Source organism: Flexivirga aerilata, from assembly GCF_013002715.1.
GTDB classification, from domain to species: domain Bacteria; phylum Actinomycetota; class Actinomycetes; order Actinomycetales; family Dermatophilaceae; genus Flexivirga; species Flexivirga aerilata.
In genome coordinates, this window is record NZ_JABENB010000002.1 from 368,827 (window position 1) to 384,195 (window position 15,369).

The 15,369-nt window shown below is 69.3% G+C and carries 19 protein-coding genes; 11 read left to right on the top strand and 8 right to left on the bottom strand.

What is annotated here, in order from left to right:
- Nucleotides 1-7: 7 nt before the first annotated feature.
- Nucleotides 8-580 (top strand): histone deacetylase, encoded by a 573-nt coding sequence (locus tag HJ588_RS13580; RefSeq protein WP_171156425.1) that lies wholly within the window; start codon nucleotides 8-10, stop codon nucleotides 578-580.
- Between the two features lie 3 nt (nucleotides 581-583).
- Here HJ588_RS13580 and HJ588_RS13585 read toward each other — a convergent pair whose 3' ends face one another.
- Nucleotides 584-1,198, bottom strand: a complete 615-nt coding sequence (locus tag HJ588_RS13585; protein ID WP_171156427.1) for a MerR family transcriptional regulator — start codon at nucleotides 1,196-1,198, stop codon at nucleotides 584-586.
- Nucleotides 1,199-1,271: 73 nt separating this feature from the next.
- Here HJ588_RS13585 and HJ588_RS13590 point away from each other — a divergent pair, with 73 nt between their 5' ends.
- Entirely contained in the window at nucleotides 1,272-1,796 is a 525-nt protein-coding gene (locus HJ588_RS13590) for an SRPBCC family protein (protein WP_171156430.1), read from the top strand.
- Here the strand turns inward: HJ588_RS13590 and HJ588_RS13595 are convergent.
- Nucleotides 1,778-2,530 (bottom strand): IclR family transcriptional regulator, encoded by a 753-nt coding sequence (locus tag HJ588_RS13595; protein WP_171156433.1) that lies wholly within the window; start codon nucleotides 2,528-2,530, stop codon nucleotides 1,778-1,780. The two genes, HJ588_RS13590 and HJ588_RS13595, sit on opposite strands and share 19 nt — an antisense overlap.
- Nucleotides 2,531-2,638: 108 nt before the next feature.
- Between HJ588_RS13595 and leuC the strand changes: the two genes are divergently transcribed.
- From leuC to HJ588_RS13610, 3 genes are all read left to right on the top strand, one after another.
- Nucleotides 2,639-4,036 (top strand): 3-isopropylmalate dehydratase large subunit, encoded by a 1,398-nt coding sequence (gene leuC, locus HJ588_RS13600; RefSeq protein WP_171156435.1) that lies wholly within the window; start codon nucleotides 2,639-2,641, stop codon nucleotides 4,034-4,036.
- Nucleotides 4,037-4,063: 27 nt separating this feature from the next.
- Complete coding sequence (gene leuD, locus HJ588_RS13605) at nucleotides 4,064-4,657, top strand: 3-isopropylmalate dehydratase small subunit (RefSeq protein WP_171156437.1); 594 nt, start codon at nucleotides 4,064-4,066, stop codon at nucleotides 4,655-4,657.
- Between the two features lie 320 nt (nucleotides 4,658-4,977).
- The gene (locus HJ588_RS13610; protein WP_171156440.1) at nucleotides 4,978-5,595 is read left to right on the top strand and encodes an HU family DNA-binding protein; all 618 of its coding nucleotides are present in this window, start codon (nucleotides 4,978-4,980) and stop codon (nucleotides 5,593-5,595) included.
- Between the two features lie 74 nt (nucleotides 5,596-5,669).
- On the opposite strand, the gene HJ588_RS13615 is transcribed toward HJ588_RS13610, so the two are convergent.
- Nucleotides 5,670-5,882, bottom strand: a complete 213-nt coding sequence (locus tag HJ588_RS13615; protein ID WP_171156442.1) for a hypothetical protein — start codon at nucleotides 5,880-5,882, stop codon at nucleotides 5,670-5,672.
- A gap of 94 nt (nucleotides 5,883-5,976) precedes the next feature.
- Nucleotides 5,977-6,621 carry a 2-phospho-L-lactate guanylyltransferase gene (gene cofC / locus HJ588_RS13620; protein ID WP_171156444.1) on the bottom strand — a complete coding sequence of 215 codons (645 nt, stop codon included), beginning with the start codon at nucleotides 6,619-6,621 and terminating at the stop codon, nucleotides 5,977-5,979.
- Between the two features lie 138 nt (nucleotides 6,622-6,759).
- Between cofC and HJ588_RS13625 the strand changes: the two genes are divergently transcribed.
- Together HJ588_RS13625 and HJ588_RS13630 are read left to right on the top strand one after the other, a co-directional pair.
- A complete protein-coding gene (locus HJ588_RS13625) occupies nucleotides 6,760-7,515 on the top strand; it encodes a lysophospholipid acyltransferase family protein (RefSeq protein WP_343036726.1) in 756 nt (251 codons plus the stop codon).
- Nucleotides 7,512-8,513, top strand: a complete 1,002-nt coding sequence (locus HJ588_RS13630) for an NAD(P)H-dependent glycerol-3-phosphate dehydrogenase (protein WP_171156446.1) — start codon at nucleotides 7,512-7,514, stop codon at nucleotides 8,511-8,513. Before HJ588_RS13625 ends, HJ588_RS13630 begins: the two co-directional genes overlap by 4 nt.
- Nucleotides 8,514-8,588: 75 nt before the next feature.
- Here HJ588_RS13630 and HJ588_RS13635 read toward each other — a convergent pair whose 3' ends face one another.
- The gene (locus tag HJ588_RS13635) at nucleotides 8,589-9,653 is read right to left on the bottom strand and encodes a trans-sulfuration enzyme family protein (protein WP_171156448.1); all 1,065 of its coding nucleotides are present in this window, start codon (nucleotides 9,651-9,653) and stop codon (nucleotides 8,589-8,591) included.
- Between the two features lie 81 nt (nucleotides 9,654-9,734).
- Between HJ588_RS13635 and HJ588_RS13640 the strand changes: the two genes are divergently transcribed.
- The gene (locus HJ588_RS13640; protein WP_171156450.1) at nucleotides 9,735-10,886 is read left to right on the top strand and encodes a D-alanine--D-alanine ligase family protein; all 1,152 of its coding nucleotides are present in this window, start codon (nucleotides 9,735-9,737) and stop codon (nucleotides 10,884-10,886) included.
- 30 nt (nucleotides 10,887-10,916) lie between these two features.
- Here the strand turns inward: HJ588_RS13640 and HJ588_RS13645 are convergent, their stop codons facing one another.
- Together HJ588_RS13645 and HJ588_RS13650 are read right to left on the bottom strand one after the other, a co-directional pair.
- Entirely contained in the window at nucleotides 10,917-11,369 is a 453-nt protein-coding gene (locus HJ588_RS13645) for a DUF3515 domain-containing protein (RefSeq protein WP_171156452.1), read from the bottom strand.
- Nucleotides 11,370-11,377: 8 nt separating this feature from the next.
- Nucleotides 11,378-11,611 (bottom strand): Lrp/AsnC family transcriptional regulator, encoded by a 234-nt coding sequence (locus tag HJ588_RS13650; RefSeq protein ID WP_171156454.1) that lies wholly within the window; start codon nucleotides 11,609-11,611, stop codon nucleotides 11,378-11,380.
- 125 nt (nucleotides 11,612-11,736) lie between these two features.
- On the opposite strand from HJ588_RS13650, the gene thiL reads away from it, so the two are divergent.
- The 3 genes from thiL (at nucleotide 11,737) to HJ588_RS13665 (ending at nucleotide 14,848) form a co-directional block, all read left to right on the top strand.
- Complete coding sequence (thiL, locus tag HJ588_RS13655) at nucleotides 11,737-12,726, top strand: thiamine-phosphate kinase (protein ID WP_171156456.1); 990 nt, start codon at nucleotides 11,737-11,739, stop codon at nucleotides 12,724-12,726.
- 132 nt (nucleotides 12,727-12,858) lie between these two features.
- The gene (locus HJ588_RS13660; protein WP_171156458.1) at nucleotides 12,859-14,526 is read left to right on the top strand and encodes a sodium:solute symporter family protein; all 1,668 of its coding nucleotides are present in this window, start codon (nucleotides 12,859-12,861) and stop codon (nucleotides 14,524-14,526) included.
- Nucleotides 14,527-14,545: 19 nt separating this feature from the next.
- The gene (locus HJ588_RS13665) at nucleotides 14,546-14,848 is read left to right on the top strand and encodes a hypothetical protein (protein ID WP_171156461.1); all 303 of its coding nucleotides are present in this window, start codon (nucleotides 14,546-14,548) and stop codon (nucleotides 14,846-14,848) included.
- 168 nt (nucleotides 14,849-15,016) lie between these two features.
- On the opposite strand, the gene rpmB is transcribed toward HJ588_RS13665, so the two are convergent.
- The gene (rpmB, locus tag HJ588_RS13670) at nucleotides 15,017-15,211 is read right to left on the bottom strand and encodes a 50S ribosomal protein L28 (RefSeq protein WP_171156463.1); all 195 of its coding nucleotides are present in this window, start codon (nucleotides 15,209-15,211) and stop codon (nucleotides 15,017-15,019) included.
- Nucleotides 15,212-15,369 lie beyond the last annotated feature (158 nt).

The following is a 15,369-nucleotide window of genomic DNA, read 5'->3' on the forward strand; positions in this document are numbered from 1 at the left end:
TCGGCCGATGACCGATCGACTCTGGTACGCCGCGTACGGATCGAACATCTCGCCGGAGCGACTGGCCTGCTACCTCGGCGGCGGCCGGCCCGCCGGGGCGACGCGTGACTACCCCGGCTGCCGGGACACGACCCCACCGGACGAGCGCGTGCCCCTGGAGCTGCCCGGCGCCGTCTTCTTCGGCTGGCAGTCGCCCACCTGGGGCGGGGGAGTCGCCTTCTACGACCCCGACGCATCGGGGCGCGCGTTGGTGACGGCCTACCGGGTCGGGGCCGACCAGCTCGCCGACATCTGGGCGCAGGAGATGCACCGGCAGCCGGGAGCCGACCTCGATCTGGACCTCCTGGTGCGGCACGGCTCCCTCGTCGCGGGACCCGGCAGATACGAACGGCTGCTCGTGGTCGACGAATACGGGTCGCAGCCGGTGGTCACCTTCACCTTCCCGCCAGGGCATCGCCCGGTGGAGAATCCGCCGAGCCTCGCGTATGCCGAGACCATCGTGCGCGGGCTGGAGGAGACGCACGGTCTGTCGGCGGACGTCGCGCAGGGCTACGTCGCGTCCCTGGCTCCGGCGGCGTGAGGTCTACTTCTCCTCGAAAAGCGTTGCGCTGCGGTGCTGTTGGGCGAGGCGCCGCAGGGTGGCGAGCACCGGGTCGGTGAGCACCGTCCCGACGACGACCTGGCGCAGCGCCGCGGCCGGGTCGTCCGGGACCGTCGACAGGTCGGCATCCGCGATCGACTCGGCGGCATCCGCCCAGGCCATGAGCGGCGCCCCGTCGTCGACCTCGATGCCGGCCTCGGCGAGGGCGTGCAGCTGCCCGCCCAGCAGGTCGATGAGTGGTTCGTCGTCGCGGATCTGCCAGCCGCGTCGATCGACGAATCCCCTTGCGAAAGCTGACCATTCGGGGTCGCATGTGGTCCCGTCCGGCGTCAACGCGTCCTGTGCCGCACCGAGCAGGTGGTGCCGGCTGGATGGCGGGTCGCCCAGTGCGTCGAGCACCTGACGCACCCGCGCGAGGCTCAGCCCACCCGCTTCGCTCAGTGCCCGGATCAGGCGGACCCGCTCGGCGTGGCTCTCGTCATACCGCGCCTGGGTGCGGCTGGTCTGCTCGCCGGGATGCAGGAGCCCTTCGCGCAGGTAGAACTTCAGCGTCGGCACCGGCACGCCGGTCGCGTCGGAGAGCTGGGAGATGCGCATGCGGTCGATCTTGACATTGGATAGTGCGACTCGCCAATAATGGGGAGTCGCACTATCCGATCGAGGAGCGGGCATGGACAGCACCGGGACCACCGACGCCGGCGAGCGGCTGGAGGTCGCGCGCTTCATCCCGTTCGCGGCAGAGCAGATCTTCGCGGTGCTGACCGACCCGATGGGGCACGTCGACATCGACGCCAGCGGCATGCTCCAGGACGCGGAGGGGAAGCCGGTGACACGGGCGGGCGACTCCTTCGTCGTCCACATGGACCGGGAGGCGCTCGGTGACCTGCCGATGGGCAGGTATGACGTGACCGTCACCATCGAGACCTTCGAGGCGGATCGGGCGATCAGTTGGTCGGTGCTCGGCACCGTGCGGCCGGGCATCGGGCACACCTTCGGCTACCGGCTCGAGCCCGTCGACGGCGGCACCACCGTCACGTCGGTCTACGACTGGTCGACGGCCAGTGCCGAGTGGCGGACCAGCGGCATCTTCCCGGTCGTGTCGCAGGCGGCGCTGCGCGGCACGCTGGGGATTCTGGAGCGAGTCGTCCGGCGGCGCACCGCCGATCCGCAGCAGGCTCAGGCGGTTTCGGTCTGACGCGGCTGCTGGGTGGCGGCGTGGGCGCGCGCCAGCACCTCGGTGAGCTTGTTGGCGCCGGCGACCACGGTGGCGGCGTGCAGGCGGCCGGGCTGGCGTGAGACGCGCTCGATCGGCCCGGAGATGGACACCGCGGCGATGACCCGACCGGAGGGGCTGCGCACCGGTGCGGACACCGACGCGACGCCCTGCTCGCGCTCGCTCACGCTCTGCGACCAGCCGCGCCGGCGGACCGCCGACAGCATGGTCGCGGTGAACTTCGCGCCCTGCAGGCCCCGGTGCAGCCGGTCCGGCTCCTCCCACGCCAGCAGGATCTGTGCCGCGGAGCCGGCCTGCATCGACAGGGTGGCGCCGACCGGGATGGAGTCGCGCAGGCCCATGGGGCGGTCGGCGGCGGCGACGCAGATGCGCTGGTCGCCCTGACGGCGGAACAACTGGGCGCTCTCACCGCAGTGATCGCGCAGGGCGCCGAGCACCGGACCGGCGGCGGCGAGCAGGCGGTCCTCGCCGGCGGCGGAGGCGAGTTCGGCCAGGCGCGGGCCGAGGATGAAGCGCCCCTGCATGTCGCGGGCCACCAGCCGGTGGTGCTCCAGGGCGACCGCCAGGCGGTGCGCCGTGGGACGGGCCAGGCCGGTGTGTGCCACCAGCTGGGCAAGTGTCGACGGACCCGCCTCGAGGGCGGACAGCACGACTGCGGCCTTGTCGAGAACGCCGACTCCGCTAGAGTTGTCCATGCACTGATATTGCAGTCTCATTCCGCGAGACGCAAGTCCTTCCGCAAAATCGGCGAGTCACGCTGAGGACGCAAGGGGCGAGAAGAACATTCGTGAAGGAGGCCCATCGTGGGGCGCACGTTGGCGGAGAAGGTCTGGGAGCAACACGTCGTCCGGCATGCCGAGGGCGAACCGGATCTGCTCTACATCGACCTGCACCTGCTGCACGAAGTCACCAGCCCGCAGGCGTTCGACGGGCTCCGGCTCGCCGGCCGCAGTGTGCGCCGGCCGGACCTCACCCTTGCGACCGAGGACCACAACGTGCCCACCACGCCGGGGCCGATCGTCGACCCGGTCAGCCTGACGCAGGTGGAGACGATGCGGAAGAACTGCGCCGACTTCGGCGTGAAGCTCTTCCCGATGGGCGACGCCGAGCAGGGCATCGTGCACATCATCGGTCCGCAGCTGGGCCTGACCCAGCCCGGTATGACGATCGTCTGCGGTGACAGCCACACCTCCACGCACGGCGCCTTCGGCGCCCTCGCGTTCGGCATCGGCACCAGCGAGGTCGAGCACGTGCTCGCCACCCAGACGCTGCCGTTGAAGCCGTTCAGGACCATGGCGATCAACGTCGACGGCGCACTGCCCGAGGGCGTCACGGCGAAGGACATCATCCTGGCCGTCATCGCCGAGATCGGCACCGGCGGCGGCCAGGGCTACGTGCTCGAGTATCGCGGCGAGGCGATCCGCGCGCTGTCGATGGAAGCGCGGATGACGGTGTGCAACATGTCGATCGAGGCCGGCGCACGCGCCGGGATGATCGCCCCCGACGACACCACCTTCGACTATCTGAAGGGCCGAGACTACGCGCCGGAGGGTGCCGACTGGGACGCCGCCGTCGCCGCGTGGCGCGAGCTGGCGACCGACGACGACGCGACCTACGACGCGGAGATCGACATCGACGCGTCGCAGCTCTCGCCCTACGTCACCTGGGGGACCAACCCCGGCCAAGGACTGCCGCTGTCGGCGAATGTCCCTGACCCCGAGATGCTTTCGGACGACGGTGAGCGCACCGCGGCCGAGCGCGCGATCGAATATATGGGCCTGACGCCGGGCGCACCGCTGCGCGACATCAGCGTCGACACGGTCTTCCTCGGCTCCTGCACCAACGGCCGCATCGAGGACCTGCGGGCTGCGGCCGAGATCGTCAAGGGCCGCAAGGTGGCCGGCAGCGTGCGGATGCTCGTCGTGCCCGGCTCGGCCAAGGTCCGGCTGCAGGCCGAATCCGAAGGCCTGGACAAGGTGTTCACCGATGCCGGTGCCGAATGGCGGCTCGCCGGTTGCTCGATGTGTCTCGGCATGAACCCCGACCAGCTGTCGCCGGGGGAGCGCAGTGCGTCCACTTCCAACCGCAACTTCGAGGGGCGGCAGGGCAAGGGCGGCCGCACCCACCTGGTGAGCCCGCTGGTGGCGGCGGCGACCGCGATCCGCGGCACGCTGTCCAGCCCGGCCGACCTGTCCAACTAGACCCCGCCACCCGAGAGGACTTTCGCCATGGAGCAGTTCAGCAAGCACACCGGCGTCGGGGTGCCGCTGCGCCGCAGCAACGTCGACACCGACCAGATCATCCCGGCCGTCTACCTCAAGCGCGTCACCCGCACCGGCTTCGAGGACGGGCTCTTCTCCGCCTGGCGCAACGACGACACCTTCGTGCTGAACAACCCTGATTTCGCTCAGGGTTCGGTGCTGGTCGCCGGTCCCGACTTCGGCACCGGGTCGTCGCGCGAGCACGCGGTGTGGGCGCTGATGGACTACGGCTTCCGGGTCGTGCTGTCGTCGCGCTTCGCCGACATCTTCCGGGGCAACTCGGGCAAGTCCGGCCTGCTGACCGCGCAGCTGCGGCAGGAGGACATCGAGCTCATCTGGAAGCTGCTCGAGAACGAGCCGGGCATGCAGCTGACGGTCGATCTCGAGGAGCGCACGGTCACCGCCGGCGAGCACGTCTTCGCCTTCGAGGTGGACGACTACACGCGCTGGCGGCTGCTCGAAGGGCTCGACGACGTGAGTTTGACCCTTCGACACGCTGACGAGATCACAAATTTCGAATCCAGCCGTCCGGATTGGAAACCGGCGGTCGAACCGGCCTGAGCCAGACTCGATCCCGCTGATTCGCGTGGGCCACCCTCCGGGGTGACCCACGCGAATTTCATTGTGCGATAAAGGCATTCGGGATTCTGTGGTATGGCGGGGCATCCTGCCCGCGATCGCGCCCCGGCGGTGGCTGCGCCCGACCGACGCAGTGCCCGGACCTCCCAAAGCTGTTGTGCCTTAGGCAAATTCCGCGCGTTGTTGGTTGCCGACCGGGCGTCCTGGGCATACCGTCTGTCTCAATCGAGTGCAAGAAGCTCGAGGTATGCAAACCAGCCGCCCGGCACGTGCCGGCCGCACCTTTGAAGGGGACACGACCCATGAACAAGGCAGAGCTCATCGAGAGCCTCGAATCTCGCCTGGGCAGCAAGAAGGCCGCCAGCGACGCACTCGAGGCTGTCGTGGATGCGATCATCCGCGAGGTTGCCAAGGGCAACAAGGTCGGCATCACCGGCTTCGGCACCTTCGAGAAGATCTCGCGTGCGGCTCGCACCGGCCGCAACCCGCGCACCGGCACGACCGTGCGCATCAAGAAGACCGCCGTGCCGAAGTTCAAGCCCGGCACCGCGTTCAAGTCCGTTGTCGCAGACCCGCGTTCGCTGCCGAAGACCGGCAACGCCGGTGGTCGCGCCTCGGCGGCCGGCACTCCGGCCAAGAAGACCACCACCAAGAAGGCGGCGGCCAAGAAGACGACCGCGAAGAAGGCCACGGCCAAGAAGGCGACGACCAAGACCGCGGCCGCCAAGAAGACCACCGCCAAGCAGGCGGCCTCCAAGACGACCGCCGCGAAGAAGACCACGGCGAAGAAGGCCACGACGGCTGCCGCGAAGAAGACCACGGCCAAGAAGACCGTCGCCAAGAAGGCTCCGGCGAAGAAGGCCCCCGCCAAGAAGACGACCGCCAAGAAGACCACGGCGAAGAAGACCGCGCGTCGCTGACGTCCGCACGCGTTTCGGCCCGCCCCGTCATACGACAGGGCGGGCCGAATTGCGTTGTCGCAGAGGCTTTCGGGTCAGCGAATGCGCTGGCCCGAGCCGATGCCGACGATCCAGAGGCGGCTGACGCCCGAGGAACCGACCTCGATGCTCACCCGCTGGCCGACGCGCAGGTGCCGCAGCTCCGAGGCGGCAAAAACCGTGTGCGAGAAGGGAAGCACCCGGCCGTTGTCGGTCAGCACCGACCCCTCCCCGGAGTCGTGGTCGAATTCGTGAACCGTTGCCTGCATGGGCACGACCCTAGTGCTCCCAGTGCTCCCCAGTGCTTCTGGTGTTGCTCAATGCTTCTGGTGGTCGCCGCGCCCGCGGCCCGGCGACGGCGCCCTACGCGCCGGCGGCCGCCGGCAGGTCCAGCACCCGCCGCGTCCACGGGCCGACGCCGAGCGAGACCGCCTCCCGCAGAGCCTTGTCGTCGTCGACATCGGTGCGCAGCCGGGGCAGTTCGGGTTGCAGCACGGTCGCGGTGCGCGCATGCCGGGCCGCCGACCCGGTGCCGAAGCGCGGCACCAGCCGGCCCGCGTCGTGGTGGGTGAGCAGCACCGTGCCGGTGCCGTCGCGGTCGGGCACGACGGCCGCCTCGGTCGCGGCGCACGCCGCGAGGCCGTCGCGGAGTTCGTCTGCCGTGAGCGCCGGCAGGTCGCCGAGCAGCACCGCCGCCGGCGTGCCGGCGGCCTCGCGGCGGACCCGGTCGATGCCGGCGGCGATCGCGGGGTTGAGGCCGCGACCCGGATCCGGCAGGACGTGTGCTCCGCGGTCCTGCATCTGCAGGCGCACCTCGGCGTCCTCGGTCACGACGATCACCTGCGCCGGCTCGACGACCTCCAGCACCACGTGCAGCGTGTCCAGCGCGATCGCGAGCGCGAGATCGCTGCGGCGCACCCCCGGCGGAGGGTGCAGCCGCGACTTGCCGTGCGCGCTGTGCTTGACCGGCACAATCACGTGCCAGGTCGACGTCGCAGGGGAGTTCACGGGCAAGATGTTCTCAGACCGGCCTGCGGTCACTCGCGGCGGTTCGGTCGCAACTGCGGCCGGTCTCGGTTTAGATAGCCGGTGAGCCGCACGACGCCTCGGCTCACCGGACGACCCAGAGCGAAGGAGACTCGATCCGTGTCTCGGCCACCGATGAGCGAACACATCGAACCGATGTATTCCAAGGTCATTGCGACCCTGTACCCGGTGATGCAGCGCATCACCGTCCGCGAGTGGACCGGCATGGAGAACATCCCGGCGACGGGCGGATTCGTGGTCGCGTCCAACCACACCTCCAACATGGACCACTTCCCGCTGGCGCACTTCCTGGTCGACGCCGGACGGGCGCCGCACTACCTGGCCAAGTCGTCATTGTTCAAACCGCCGGGCGTGAAGCAGATCATGTGGGGCACCGGGCAGATCCCGGTCTACCGGGGCACCACCAAGGCGACGTCGGCGCTGTCGGCGGCCGAGGAGGCGCTCGAGCGCGGCGCCTGCGTGTGCGTCTATCCCGAGGGCACGATCACCCGTGAGCCCGACTTCTGGCCGATGGTCGGCAAATCCGGCGCGGCACGGCTTGCGCTGGAGACCGGCGTGCCGCTGATCCCGATGGCGATGTGGGGCACGCGCGACATCATGTGGCCCTACAAGGACAAGCTGCCGCGGATCTGGCCGCCGAAGAAGGTCAGCGTCAGCGCCGGCCCCGCGGTCGACCTCGACGACCTGCGCGGCGGGCCCGTCGACGGCAAATCGCTGCGGGTGGCGACCGATCGGCTGATGGAGGACATCACCGGTCTCCTGGAAGGCATTCGGGGCGCCAAGGCCCCCGACCACCGTTTCGATCCGCGCACGGAGAAGGCCGCACGCGGCCACGGCGAGGGTCGCGCGCGATGACCCGCGTCGCGGTCCTCGGCGGCGGCAACTGGGGCACGGCCTACGCTGCGGTGATGGCCGACGCGGGCTGCACGGTCCGGCTCTGGGCCCGCCGTGCCGAGGTGGCCGACGAGATCAACCGCACCAGGGTCAACTCCGCCTATCTGCCCGAACTCACCGTCCCCGAAGGGATTTCGGCGACCAGCGACTCAGCCGAGGCGCTCGCCGACGCCGAGATCGTCGTGCTGGCGGTGCCCTCCCAGAGCTTGCGCGACAACCTCGCCGTATGGCGGGAACAACTGCCCGCCGACGCCCCCGTCGTGTCGCTGATGAAGGGCATCGAGCTCGGCACCGGCGAACGCATGAGCGAGGTCATCGCCGACGCCGGGGGAGTGGACCCCGATCGCATCGTGGTGGTGTCGGGGCCCAATCTCGCCCACGAGATCGCCGCGCAGCAGCCGGCCGCGGCGGTCGTCGCATCGGCCAGCCCCCGGGCCCGCGCACGGGTCGCGGAGGCCAGCGCCACCGGCTACTTCCGCCCCTACCTCGGCAACGACGTCGTCGGCACCGAGATCGCCGGCGCGACCAAGAACGTCATCGCGCTCGCGGTCGGCATGGCCTCGGGCATGGGGATGGGCGACAACACCATGGCGAGCCTGCTCACCCGTGGGCTCGCCGAGACCGCCCGGCTCGGAACGGCTTTGGGCGCAGACCCGCAGACCTTCCTCGGGCTCGCGGGCGTCGGTGACCTGGTGGCGACCTGTGCGTCGCCGTTGTCGCGCAACCGCACGTTCGGCTACAAGCTCGGCTCGGGGATGACGCTGGCCGAGGTCACCGCGAGCACGACCCAGACCGCCGAGGGCGTGAAGTCGTGCGAATCCATCCTGCAGCTCGCGCAGGGTGCCGGCGTCGACGTGCCGATCGTCGAGAACGTCGCTGCCGTCGTGCACGAGGGACGCAGCCCGCGTGACGTGGTCGGTGCGCTGATGTCCCGCGCCCGCAAGCACGAGGGTCACTGAGGTCTCTGGGCTCACTGACCTCGTCGGTTCAACCGCGTTCTGGCAGCGGCGGATCCGGCGCCCAGGTGGAGCCGGTCAGCCGCGCAGCGCCTGGTCCAGGTCGCGCCAGAGGTCCTCGACGTCCTCGATGCCGACGGACAGCCGCAGCAGAGCGTCGGGCACGGTCTCGGGCTCTCCGGGGTGGCGCCGGCGGCGTTCGAGCAGCGACTCGACCCCGCCGAGGCTGGTGGCCGGCAGCCACACCCGCACGCGCTGCTCGACGGCCTCGGTGGCCGCGCGGCCACCGACGGGCTCGACCGCGATGACCGCTCCGAAGCCGGGGTAGCGCACGTCCGCGACCTGGGGATGATCGGCCAGCCGGCGCGCGAGCTCGGCCGCGTTGGCGCACGAGCGCTCGAGGCGCACGTGCAGCGTGCGCATGCCGCGCAGCGCCAGCCAGGTCTCGTGCGGGCCGGGGATGGCGCCATACATCACGCGGTGCAGCGAAAGGCGTTCGTAGAGCTCGTCGTTGGCGGTGACGGCGGCGCCGAGCAGCACGTCGGAGTGACCGGCCAGGAATTTCGTCACCGAGTGCACCACGACGTCCGCGCCGAGCGACAGCGGTTGGGCCAGCAGTGGGGTGTTGAAGGTGTTGTCGACGATGCTCAGCACGCCCTTGCTGCGGGCGGCGGTGAGGATCGCGGGCAGGTCACCGACCTCCAGCATCGGATTGGTCGGTGACTCCATCCAGAGCACGTCCGCGCCGTCAAGCGCGGCGACCACCGCGGCGGTGTCGGTCGGGTCGACCCGGCGCGTGCGCAAGCGGCCCTGCTCCTCCTGCGAGGTCAGCAGTGAGGACGAGCCGTTGTAGACGTGCTCCGGCAGCACGACGGTGCCCCCCTGCGGGGTCAGCGACATGGCGGCACTGATCGCCGCCATACCGCTGGCGAAGGCGAGAGCCCGTCCGCCCTCCAGCGCACCGAGGACGTCCTCGAACGCCGTCCAGGTGGCGTTGCCGGACCGGCCGTAGTTGACCGGGCCGTCTGCCACGAACGTCGAGCTCAGCTCCACCGGTGGGCTCACCGGGGCACCCGGCTGTCGTGCCGGCCGGCCGAGACCGACCAGCCGGGTGGCCGGGGAGTGTGCGGTGTCATCTGCCATGCGTTCACCCTGGCACGCCGGGCTGCGTCCGGCCGTCGGCGTTCGCAAGGTGAGCGCCGGACTCCGTTACGCTCCTTCGTGATGAGCACCAGCAACCAGCCCGAGAAGGCCGAGAAGATCGAGGACGCCGGCCGAAAGCCGGTCGTCGCAATTGTTTTCGGTGGACGGTCGAGCGAGCACGCGGTCTCCTGCTCCACCGCCGCGAGTGTGCTGCGGGCGATCGACCGAGATCGCTTCGACGTCGTCCCGATCGGCATCGCGCAGGACGGCCGCTGGTTGCTCATGGCCGACGACCCCGAGCCGTTGCAGCTGACCGCCGAGCACACCCCGAGCGTGCAGGGCGACACCACCGCGCTGATCCCGGCGGACCCGGGCAACCGCGAGCTCATGGTCTTCCCGCCCGACGAGCCGCCGCGCCGGCTCACCACCGTCGACGTCGTCTTCCCGCTGCTGCACGGCCCGTTCGGCGAGGACGGCACGCTGCAGGGCATGCTCGAGCTCGCCGACACCCGCTACGTCGGCTCCGGCGTCGCCGCCTCCGCGGTGATGATGGACAAGGCGCTGATGAAGGTGGTCTTCACGGCCGCGGGCCTGCCGGTCGGGCGCTATGTCGTGATCACCGACAAGGAGTGGCGCCGCGACAAGGCGGCCGCGCTCGACCCGATCGCCGCGCTCGGCATGCCGGTCTTCGTCAAGCCGGCCCGCGCCGGCTCCAGCGTCGGCGTCGTGCGGGTGGACGACCCGGCCGACCTCGAGGCGGCGATCGAGCAGGCGCGCGAGTCGGACCCGAAGGTGCTGGTGGAGGCCGCGATCGACGGCCGCGAGGTCGAGTGCGGCGTCCTGGAGGGGCGCGGCGCGGATCGGCCGCGAGCCAGCGAGATCGGCGAGATCACCGTGACCGGCGACCGCCATACGTTCTACGACTTCGAGGCGAAGTATCTCGATGACGACGCGCAGCTCACCTGCCCGGCCGACCTGCCGAAGAGCGTCGCCGACGAGATCCGCGAGTTGTCGATCAAGGCGTTCGACGCCGCGGGGTGTGAGGGCCTTGCCCGGGTCGACTGGTTCTACACCACCGACGGGCGGTTGATGCTCAACGAGATCAACACGATGCCCGGTTTCACGCCGAGCTCGATGTTCCCGCGCATCTGGGCCGAGACCGGGTTCGACTACCCGTCCCTGATCACCGAGCTCATCACGCTGGCGATGGAGCGGCGCACCGGGCTGCGTTGAGCCGCAGGGTTTCGGCTCAGTTGCAACGGCTCAACTGCAGTGGTGTGAGCCCTGGGGGATCTGCGATGCAGCACCGGAAAACGCCGCGAGCGGCCAGCCGCCGTATTTGGTCGGCACCAGCAGCTCGATGGCCGGGCTCCGGCCGTAGGTGACGTAGCGGGTGCCGTCGGACAGCGGCGTCGCCACCCAGTCGATGTTGTCGGCGCTGACGCACTTGTCGGTGGTCGGGCCGGGGGAGGTGACCCCGCACCGCGCGATGATCGCCGGATCGCCCCACGCCCGCACGGTCGGCGAGTCGGTCGTGACCTTGCGCTGCTTCTCACTCGAAACGGTTGCCGGCCAGTGCTGGGAAACCTTGGTGCACAACGGGTTCGACGCCTGATCGGCAGGTGCGGCGTCGACCGCCTTCTCTCCGCCACCACCGCAGGCGGCCAGCGCGAGAGTGACGCCGACCGCGCCGGTGGCCGCCGCGGCGCGGCGCATCAGCCGCATTAAGGGTGGACGACGGTGCACGTGAGCGTGCGCATGATGCCGGGCGCGTCCTGGATCTTGGCGATCACCAGCGACCCGAGCTCGTCGAGGGTCGGCGCCTCGGCGCGCGCGATCACGTCGTAGGGGCCGGTGACGTCCTCGGAGGACAACACACCGGGGATCTCACGCACCGCGGCGGCGACCGCGGTCGCCTTGCCGAGGTCTGCCTGAATGAGGATGTAGGCCTGGACCATCAGGATCTCCCGAGACTGGCTGGAGTGCGTCGCGGGCGACGCACGAGCGCGGCGCCGTCGCCATGCTCGTGCGCACGCTACCGTGCGGTGCTGTCGCGGAACGAACGAAGGGCGGGATTGGACGTATGACTGGCGATTGCGCACCTCGCACACTCGCCGACCTGGACGAGGACGGTCTGCTGGCGCAGACCCTTCCCCGCTTCGCGACCAGCGACGACGTGCTCGTCGGGCCGGGGGACGACGCCGCGCTGCTGCAGGTGCGCACGGGTGCCGTGATCGCGACGACCGACACGATGGTGCTCGGCCGCGACTGGCTGGACGAGTGGTCGACCGGGTCGGACGTCGGGCACAAGATCGTGGTGCAGAACGTCGCCGACATCGCGGCGATGGGTGGCCGCTGCACCGGCCTCCTCGTGACCCTGATCGCCGACCCGGCGACGCCGCTGCAGTGGGTGCTCGACTTCAACGCCGGCGTCGACGAGGCCGCAACTGCCGCGAAAACCGTTGTGCTGGGCGGGGATCTGTCATCGGCACCGCCTGGGGTGCGTGCGGTCTCGGTCACCGCGCTGGGCGAGCTGGACGGCGTGTCACCGGTGCTCCGGTCCGGCGCGCAGGTGGGCGACGTCATTGCGGTGTGCGGCACGCTTGGCCATGCTGCTGCGGGATTGCTTCTGCTCCAACGGGATTCAGGAGATGCACCGGAGGCGGGGCCGGTGGCGTCGGATCTCGTGCTGGCGCAACGCCGCCCGCGTGCGCCATACAAGCAAGGACCGGTGGCCGCCCGAGCCGGTGCCACGTCGATGCTGGACGTCTCCGACGGCCTGGTGCGGGACGCCGGCCGGATAGCCCGGGCGAGCGGCGTGCGCCTCGACCTCGACGTCGACGCGTTGGCGCCGGACATCGAGATGCTCGCGCCCGCTGTGGGTCCCGACGCGGCCCGGGAGTGCGTGCTGGCCGGGGGAGAGGAGCACGCGCTGCTCGCGACGTTCCCGCCGGAGGGCGTGCCGGCCGGCTGGCGCACGATCGGGTCGGTGCTGCCCGGAGACGGTGTGACACTCGGAAAAGTTCCCCAAACCGGCGGTGGCTGGGATCACTTCGGCGCGCGTTTCCGGTGAATTACACAGGGCCACACGCGTTTCGACGTTCGATTGTGTAGGGGCGGCGGTAGGGTCAACACCGGGCGTGTGTAGCGTGTCACGTCGCTCCATCAAAGCTCACGTGTAGAAAGCCCGAGGTCGACCATGCACATGGATTCCTCCGCGTTGAGGTTGGACGCCGGTCCGATCGACTACTTCCTCATCGCGCTCTACTTCGTCTTCGTCCTCGGCATCGGGCTCATCGCCCGGCGCCAGGTTTCCAGCAGCGTCGACTTCTTCCTGTCCGGCCGGTCACTGCCGGCCTGGATCACCGGTCTGGCGTTCATCTCCGCAAACCTGGGCGCCACCGAGATCATGGGTATGTCGGCCAGCGGCGCGCAGATCGGCATGGCGACCTTCCACTACTACTGGATCGGCGCGATCCCGGCGATGCTCTTCCTCGCCGTGGTGATGATGCCCTTCTACTACGGGTCCGGCGTGCGCAGCGTGCCGGAGTTCATGTTCCGCCGGTTCGGCTCGGCGGCACACCTGGTCAACGCGATCAGTTTCGCCGTCGCCCAGGTGCTGATCGCGGGCATCAACCTCTACCTGCTCGCGACCATCGTGAACACCCTGTTCGGCTGGAACATCTGGATTTCCACGGTCATCGCCGCGATCATCGTGCTGTCGTACATCACCCTCGGCGGGCTGTCGGCGGCGATCTACAACGAGGTGCTGCAGTTCTTCGTGATCGTCGCGGCGCTGCTGCCGCTGACGCTGATCGCGATGCACAAGATCGGCGGCTGGAACGGCCTGTCCGACAAGTTGCACTCGATGAGCTACGCGCACGACCCGATGAAGTCCTGGCCCGGTCAGGGGCTGACCAACTTCGACAGCGCGTTCCTGTCGGTGGTCGGCATCGTCTTCGGGCTCGGCTTCGTGCTGTCCTTCGGTTACTGGACCACCAACTTCGTGGAGGTCCAGCGCGCGATGGTGAGCAAGGACATGAACTCCGCGCGGCGGGCGCCGATCATCGGCACCTTCCCCAAGATGTTCATCCCGTTCATCATCATCATTCCGGGTATGGCGGCCGCCGGCCTCGGTGCCTTTTCCGGCTCGGGCGAGAAGGACTACAACAACGCCCTGCTCTTCTTGATGCGCGACCTGCTGCCCAACGGTCTGCTCGGTGTCGCGATCGCCGGCATGCTCGCCGCCTTCATGGCCGGTATGGCGGCCAACATCTCGGCGTTCAACACGGTCATGTCCTACGACATCTGGCAGACCTACGTGGTCAAGGACCGCGACGACAAGTACTACCTGAGCTTCGGCCGTATCGCGACCATCGTCGCGACGGTCCTCGCGGTCGGCACCTCGGCCTTCGCCAGCCAGTACAGCAACGTCATGAACTACCTGCAGACGTTGTTCGGCTTCTTCAACGCGCCGCTGTTCGCGACGTTCATCCTCGGCATGTTCTGGAAGCGGATGACCCCGACCGCCGGTTGGACCGGTCTGGTGGCCGGAACGCTCGGTGCGGTGCTGGTCGGCATCGCCTCCGAGGACGCGCTCGGTGGTGCGTCCCAGGGCTGGATCGGGTTGTCCGGTCAGGGCGCGAGCTTCGTGTGCGCCGGTGCCGCCTTCGTGATCGACATCCTGGTGAGCGTCGTGGTGACCGCCTTCACGGTGCCCAAACCCGACTCGGAGCTGCGCGGCCTGGTCAAGTCGGTGACGCCCAAGGAGGACCACGCCGAGGAGGCCGTCGCACACTGGTGGCTGTCCCCGGTGAAGCTGGCCGGCGTCTCGCTGGTCATGGTCATCGCCCTCAACGTGATCTTCCACTGACGCACAGGAGCTGAGAGATATGACGACGAAAACTGGCTCCCAGCGGCACACCGCGGGCCTGTTCGACGTGCGCAACATCATCGCCGCGTTGATGGGCATCTACGGCGTGGTGCTGTTCATCATGGGCCTGGTCAACTTCACCGAGGCCGACAAGCAGCGCGCGGACAACTTCAACTTGAACCTCTGGTGCGGCCTCGGCATGTTCGTCTTCGCCGTTTGTATGGCGGCCTGGGCCTACCTGCGACCGATCGTGGTCGACGAGCAGGAGCTCGCCCGGGAGAAGGCGGCGGCCGAGATGGAGAACCCCAACCTGCACAAGTAGTGCCCTCATGAGGCGTCACCCCCGCGGTCGTCTCGTGAGCGACAGTGACGCAGGCGTCACTGTCGCTCACGAGACGCGCGGGGGTGTTTGCCGTTCGCGAGTGGCGGCATACGAAAGCGGGCCGCCCCGGTGAGGGGCGACCCGCTTCGAAGATGCGTCGAGAACGCGTCAGCGCTTGACCTTGCCCGCCTTGAGGCAGGAGGTGCAGACGTTGATCCGCTTCGGGGTCACGCCCGCCTCGCCGACCAGCGCACGGACACGCTGGATGTTGGGGTTCCAACGGCGCTTGGTGCGGCGGTGTGAGTGCGAGATGTTGTGACCGAAGCCGGGTCCCTTGCCGCAGACGTCGCAGGTGGCAGCCACGGTGAATCTCCTTGGAATGAAATGGTTGAGCGTCCGATGCCCGGTGCATGACGCCATGAGATATGGCGAGCAGTCGCACGCGGGAACCGCACAAGCGTAGCCGAGGCGGGGTCGGGACACCAAAACGGCCGGTGAACTAGTCTCGCGGTGGCCAAGCA